5 protein-coding genes and 2 tRNA genes are annotated in these 5,798 nt (G+C 37.5%); 5 read left to right on the forward strand and 2 right to left on the reverse strand.

The genetic code is table 11. The annotated features are described in order from the left end of the window. Window positions 1-140: 140 nt before the first annotated feature. Window positions 141-2,087: an ABC-F family ATP-binding cassette domain-containing protein gene (locus FC24_RS09095; RefSeq protein WP_057874567.1), complete on the reverse strand. Its 1,947-nt coding sequence runs from the start codon at window positions 2,085-2,087 to the stop codon at window positions 141-143. A 228-nt stretch (window positions 2,088-2,315) separates the two neighbouring features. Between FC24_RS09095 and FC24_RS09100 the strand changes: the two genes are divergently transcribed. Further along, window positions 2,316-2,981, forward strand: coding sequence for a redox-sensing transcriptional repressor Rex (locus FC24_RS09100; protein WP_057874568.1), 666 nt, complete (start codon window positions 2,316-2,318; stop codon window positions 2,979-2,981). Window positions 2,982-3,190: 209 nt separating this feature from the next. Further along, window positions 3,191-3,262, forward strand: a tRNA-Gln gene (locus FC24_RS09105). A gap of 62 nt (window positions 3,263-3,324) precedes the next feature. On the opposite strand, the gene FC24_RS09110 is transcribed toward FC24_RS09105, so the two are convergent. Next, window positions 3,325-4,254, reverse strand: a complete 930-nt coding sequence (locus FC24_RS09110; RefSeq protein WP_057874569.1) for an alpha/beta hydrolase — start codon at window positions 4,252-4,254, stop codon at window positions 3,325-3,327. Between the two features lie 150 nt (window positions 4,255-4,404). Here FC24_RS09110 and FC24_RS09115 point away from each other — a divergent pair, with 150 nt between their 5' ends. The 3 genes from FC24_RS09115 (at window position 4,405) to FC24_RS09125 (ending at window position 5,709) form a co-directional block, all read left to right on the forward strand. Then, complete coding sequence (locus FC24_RS09115; protein ID WP_057874570.1) at window positions 4,405-5,052, forward strand: deoxynucleoside kinase; 648 nt, start codon at window positions 4,405-4,407, stop codon at window positions 5,050-5,052. A 213-nt stretch (window positions 5,053-5,265) separates the two neighbouring features. Then, complete coding sequence (locus FC24_RS09120; RefSeq protein ID WP_057874571.1) at window positions 5,266-5,466, forward strand: cold-shock protein; 201 nt, start codon at window positions 5,266-5,268, stop codon at window positions 5,464-5,466. Between the two features lie 170 nt (window positions 5,467-5,636). After that, window positions 5,637-5,709 (forward strand) — tRNA-Glu (locus FC24_RS09125). Window positions 5,710-5,798: the final 89 nt, after the last annotated feature.

Genomic DNA, 5,798 nt, shown 5'->3' on the forward strand with positions numbered 1-5,798 from the left:
TCTGCCATCAATAATAGATAAATCTATTACCAACAACAGATATTGTAGAGCCGTAATTAGGGTGCAGCCTCGTTTTTATATTGCAATTAAGGCGATTAGTTGTAGAAATTATTAATAATCTTTGCAATTAGAGTTGTGCATTAGCCATTGAGATCTTCCAGAGCCAAACTAGCTTCTTCCCATTGGTCTTCAACTTCTTGTTGTTGTTTAGCTAATTTCTCTAATTGTTGTTGCAATTCATTGAGTTTTTCAGGATTTTGTAAAGTTTCAGGTTTGGTCATGGTTAGTTGTAATGCATGGCTTTGCTGTTCTAGTTGTTCTAACTTTTTTTCTAGTGCGTTAACTTGGCGTTTAAGTTTACGTGCTTCTTTTTGCTGTGCTTTATTTTGGCGAAATTCTTGTTGATTAGTACTAGGCTTAGTTTCTGTTTTGGTTGGCGTTGTCGGTGCTTTTTCGGCAGCAATGGCCTCTTCTTCAGCCTTTTTTTCTTGGTAGTAGTCGTAGTTACCTAAATAAGTTGTTGTCCCCGAAGTAGCGAGTTCAACGGTTTGAGTGGCTAGTCGATTAATGAAATACCGGTCATGTGAAACGAATAAAATGGTACCATCATAGTTTTGTAAAGCATGCTCCAGAACTTCTTTACTATCAATGTCCAGGTGGTTTGTGGGCTCGTCTAAGATTAAAAAGTTATTGTGGTTCATTGCGAGCTTGACTAACATTAACTGGGCCCGCTCACCACCAGATAAACTTGGAATTTGTTTATCCACATCTTCACCTGTAAATAAAAAGCTGCCTAATACGCGCCGAATATCAGCTTCGTTAACAGTCGGGTGTTCATCCCAGATTTCGCTGAGAACAGTTTTATCAGCGTGCAGGTTTTCTTGTTCTTGATCGTAGTAGCCCACATCAACGCCAGTTCCAAATTTAACGTCTCCGCGCAATAAAGGAATTTTTTTGAGAATACTTTTTAGTAACGTTGATTTACCGATTCCGTTTGGACCAGTAATAGCAACCGCTTGATGCCGTTTGACATGAATGTTAATTGGATCAGCTAATACCTTTTTATCATAACCGATGGCAGCGTTAGTGACATCTAAAACTTGTTGACCAGAAGGCTTATCCTCACTAAAGGTAAAACGAACCGTTTTATCATCGTTTTTAGGTTTTTCTAGGCGGTCCATTTTTTCTAATTGTTTACGCCGACTTTGTGCCCGCTTAGTAGTTGAAGCCCGAACAATGTTTTTATTGACAAAATCTTCTAATTTGGCGATTTGAGCTTGTTGCTTGTTATAAGCTTTCCAAGCTTGTTCTAATCGGGCAGCTTTCTTTTTTCGATAATCTGTATAGTTTCCGGTATAGTGTTCCGTGGTGTGCCGGCTTAAATCATAAACTTCTGTTGCAACTTTATCTAGAAAATACTGATCATGGGAAACAATTAACAATGCGCCCCGATAATTTTGCAAGTAATTTTCTAACCAAGTTAGTGTTGCAATGTCCAAGTGGTTGGTCGGTTCATCTAAAACTAGTAAATCATGGTTTTCCAATAATAATTTAGCCAAGGCAAGACGTGATTTCTGTCCGCCAGAAAGTGCGCTAACAGGTTGTTGATAATAACTATCGTCGAAGCCGAAACCGTGTAAGACATTTCGAATTTCAGCTTCGTATCCATAACCATTTTGATCACTAAAAAGTTGTTGTAGTCGATCATAACGTTTTAAGGTTTGTTGGTAGGCATCTTTATCAGCTAGTAATTCAGGCTGACCTAATTTAGCTTCTAATTGATGAATTTGTTTTTCCATTTTTCGTAGTTCATCGAATACGGTGAGCATTTCTGCAAAAACAGTACGTTTTGAACTGAAATTGGTATTTTGTGACAGATAACCAATGCTTAATCCCTTTTTTGTACTAATGCGGCCCTCATCAGGCGGATTCTGCCCAATAATAATTTTGAGCAAAGTTGTTTTACCAATGCCGTTGCGCCCAACTAAAGCAACATGAGCTTGGCTTTTGACTTGCAATTGAACGTGTTCAAATAACGTTTCTGCACCGAAGCGACGAGCTACATTTTGTGCTTGTAGTAATATCACGAAGTTCGCTTCTTTCTAAATAATTTATCGTTTACGAGACTGAAAGGTGAGCTTGAAAAATAGCCCACACATAGCTATTAGTTTAACATAAGTTCATTGAATCTTGCTGCATGCGCAAAATAAATTGTGAACAATTGATTGCTTTTCACAAGCAATTACAGTAAGATAGCAAGTGTCAATAGGAATTTAATTCACAAAATGAAAAAAATATCGTTAGGAGCTGAGCGAATGGCTGAAACAAAAATACCTAAAGCAACCGCAAAACGGTTACCCATCTATTATCGCTATTTGAATATCTTATTTAACGCCGGTAAACAGCGTGTCTCATCTACTGAGCTTTCTGAAGCTGTCCAAGTGGATTCAGCAACCATCCGGCGCGATTTTTCTTATTTTGGTGCACTGGGTAAGCGCGGCTATGGCTATGATGTTGAAAATTTATTGAATTTCTTTAAAAAAACCCTTAATCAAGATCGCTTAACTAATGTTGCGTTAATTGGGGTTGGTAATTTAGGCCATGCTTTATTAAATTACAATTTTCAACAAACAAATAGTGTTCGTATTAGTGCTGCTTTTGACATTAACAAAGACATTGCTAATACGATTCAAAGTGGCGTTCCCGTTTATCCAATGGCAGAAATGAAAAAACAATTGCAGGTTCAGCAAATCAATGTTGCTATTTTAACTGTTCCCATTGAAGATGCACAAAAAGTAACGGATGAACTAGTGTCTGCTGGTGTAAAAGGGGTTATGAATTTTACGCCGATTAGAATTTCGGTGCCGAGCACTGTGCGTGTTCAAAATGTTGATCTTGCCAACGAATTACAAACGTTAATTTATTTTCTGGATCATTATGGTAGTGAAACGCCGGAAACAAAGAATTCAACACAAGCATGAAGAGTGGGCCTTAATTGGCCGCTCTTTTTATTTATAGTGAGTTAATTGAACTTAATTCTTGCTTTAACAATTACTTTGGAGTGAAAAAACAAACAATTAGACAGAAATTGATGATTGTCTTGCAAAAATAGTTAAAAAATTGAAATAAGTAATTGACAGTGAATTAATTTTTGGGTAAACTATTATTCGTTGATGAAATTTAACATCATTGGGTAATAGCGAAATGGTAACGCAACGGACTCTGAATCCGTAATTTCTAGGTTCGATCCCTAGTTACCCAATCAGAGGATTACAAAGCAGCGTACAATTAATTGTGCGCTGCTTTTATTTTAGTAAAATGTAGCTAAGGTAAATAATGAGTTAAAAAACCTTTAATTTTATGTGTATATAATGTTGGATAGTGGTCAAATGCAGTGACATGTTTTGCATTTGGAACTAGCCATAATTTCTTAGGTTGGTTTGCGCGGGCATAAAGTTGCTGGCTCATCTGGTAGGGGACAAATGTATCTTTAGTTCCTGCAATTAAGAAAATTGGTTTATGATTTTTTTGAATCTGCTTTAAAGCATTAGCTTCTTTAAAACTATAACCGGCCCGAACTTTGGTAATTAAACTAACTAATGGTACTAAAGGCCATTTGGGTAAATGGTAAAGCTGTTGTGCTTGGTGCGTAATTTCTGCATCAGCTGAAGTAAAAGGACTATCCGCGATGTAAGCTTTAATTTGTGTGGGCTGAGGTTCACCACTTGCCATTACCATGCCACTAGCACCCATACTGACGCCAAACATAATAATCTGGCTTTTGGTGCCATTTTTGCGAATCACTTGCCTTGCCCAATTTAAATAATCTTTACGATCCAGCCAGCCATAGCCAATGGCATTGCCTTGACTAGCGCCTTGACTGCGATTATCTGGTAAGAGTACGTTATAACCTAGTTGGTGAAACAAGGCAGCATAAGCGCCCATTTTTTCCTTACTACCCATAAATCCATGGGCAACGATTGCCGTTTTGTGAGTTGGCTTTTTGGCGGGCACATAATCAGCAACTAATTTCAAGCCATCTTGGCTAGTCTGCTGCCAATGTTTTTTAGGTACATTCACGAACCATTTTTTCTGTTGGTAAAGTGGATCACTGGATTTTAATTGTTGAGTGCTTTTGATAAAGGTTTTTTCACCAGGCATAATGGCAACATGGTAAAAGTAAAGACTAGCGCCAAATAAGATGATGGCTAATAAGCCGATAATAATAGTTAAACTAAGCCATAAGCGTTTCACGATGTTCACTCCTGAATGACAAATTTATTTCTTAGTCAGTTTAGCACATTTAAAAAAGATTAACTTATTTTATCTGGAAGCATTGTGCTTTATGTTTTTCTGACCTACAATATGTGGTATGCATTTTTGCAAATGACGAGGGGGTCAATCATGGTGATAATAACGGCAGGAATGATCGGGGTCGGCAAGACAACATTGACTGGCATTATTGCAAAGCACTTAGGCACACAGGCATTTTTTGAACCAGTCGGGGATAATCCTGTTTTGCCGCTTTATTATTCTGATCCGAAAAAATATGGCTTTTTATTGCAAATTTTCTTTTTGAATAAACGATTTGCAATGATAAAAAAAGCGCTGAGCGATGACAATAACGTATTGGACCGTTCAATCTACGAAGATGCGTTGTTTACCCGCGAAAATAACAAGGAAGGAAACATCAGTGATCAAGAATTTTCCATTTACCTGCAATTGTTGGATAATATGATGGCTGAATTGCGGAATTTACCTAAGAAAGCACCTGATTTATTAGTCTATGCCTATGCGGATTTTGAAACGATTCTCTATCGGATTAAAAAGCGTGGTCGGGATTACGAACAAGTTGATGCGGATAACGGATTGTACGACTATTATTATAAAATGTGGTCTGCCTACAAGACATGGTTTAAGGAATATGATGAGGGTCCAAAGATGAAGATTGATTTACAAAAATATGACCTATCTAATCCGGAAAATGCAAAAGCGGTTTTGCAATTAGTGGATAAAAAAATTGCAGATATTCGGCAGCCCATTGCTTTTTAAAGCCTAGCGTCATTATTTAGTGATTATTTTTAATTATCAATAATTTAATAATAAAATTTGCTATTTAAATGGGTATATGCTACTATACTTAATAGTACTTCTTTGTTCGGAATATTTTGGTAACAAGTTTCATTGTAAACTTCTTCCAATGTACGCCTTTCACAAGATTTACCAAATTAAACGGGTCACAGACCCACAGGAGGATTTTTATACATGGAACACGGTACAGTAAAATGGTTTAACGCAGACAAAGGTTATGGCTTCATCACTCGCGACAATGGCAGCGATGTTTTCGTACATTTTTCAGCTATTCAGGGTGAAGGTTACAAGACCTTAGAAGAAGGCCAAGCAGTAACTTTTGATGTTGAAGAAAGCGATCGTGGACCACAAGCGGCTAATGTTGTTAAAGAATAATAATATTTAGATCAGCTAGCAACCCTGATTTTTCAGGGTTGTTTTTTTCGCTATTTTTAAAGTTAGACAATAGTATGAAAGTGACTGAAATTAAGCTGATTATTCCAATAAAAACACTTGACCAGTAGGGAAACTTTCTGTAGAATATAACGTGTTCCGATTATTGACATTGCCCGTTGGTCAAATTGGTTAAGACGTCGCCCTCTCAAGGCGGAGTTACGGGTTCGATCCCCGTACGGGTGATAGCTAGAACGCCCCAGAAGGTCCGAGTAAATGAGGAAGTTTGTCAAATGGTGTTGAAGGATAGTTTCTATCCTTTGGAGATCTCCTCG

The organism is Loigolactobacillus rennini DSM 20253 (assembly GCF_001436505.1).
Classification (GTDB): Bacteria; Bacillota; Bacilli; order Lactobacillales; family Lactobacillaceae; genus Loigolactobacillus; species Loigolactobacillus rennini.